2 protein-coding genes are annotated in these 658 nt (G+C 61.1%); both read left to right on the forward strand.

Annotated elements, in window-relative coordinates; genetic code table 11:
• The coding region (locus tag HY26_RS02885) for a FecR family protein (protein WP_146740161.1) at positions 1-545 on the forward strand (545 nt) is incomplete at its 5' end.
• 2 nt (positions 546-547) lie between these two features.
• The coding region (locus HY26_RS19385; RefSeq protein WP_158531405.1) for a toxin-antitoxin system HicB family antitoxin at positions 548-658 on the forward strand (111 nt) is incomplete at its 3' end.

Genomic DNA, 658 nt, shown 5'->3' on the forward strand with positions numbered 1-658 from the left:
AAGGCGAAGCCCTGTTCGAGGTCGAACATTCCGACCGGCCTTTCCTCGTCGAAGCGGGCGGCACAATCACACGCGCGCTCGGCACGGAATTTGATATCCACGCAGATCAGGACACGGTTTCCGTCACGCTCATCAAGGGCTCGGTCCGCGTCACAACAGGCCAGCCAGATCCCGGGGCAGGGCAGGCAGGCGGGATACCAGAAGAGAGCCAACAGGAGGGCCTCGTCCTCAAGCCCGGCGACCGGCTCGACATGAAACCGGGCGCTGACCCCATCCTCTCCACCATCGACCCCGCCCAGGCCGGCAAATGGCGCGAAGGCCTCCTCCAGTTCGACAATGTGACGCTCGCCGAGGCCGTTGCCGAAATGAACCGCTATTCGACCACAAAACTCCGTATCGATGACGCGGCTCTCGCGGCTGAACGCATCAGCGGAACCTTTCCAGCCGGCAAGCAAGAGGAGTTCGCCGAGACCCTCAAGCTTTATCTGCCCGTGGACGTCGACAAACGGGCAGACGCTTTCCTCATCACAACAAGGAAAGAATAGGCGTGGGAGGCGGCCGAAGATTTTCACTCAGAATCTCAAGGTCGCTCAAGAAGGAAGTGGCGCGCCTGGCACAAGCCGATGGCGTCTCCATCAATACGTGGATCCATGCGGCG

The sequence above is a fragment of the Hyphomonas sp. GM-8P genome, from assembly GCF_003263315.1.
Classification (GTDB): domain Bacteria; phylum Pseudomonadota; class Alphaproteobacteria; order Caulobacterales; family Hyphomonadaceae; genus Hyphomonas.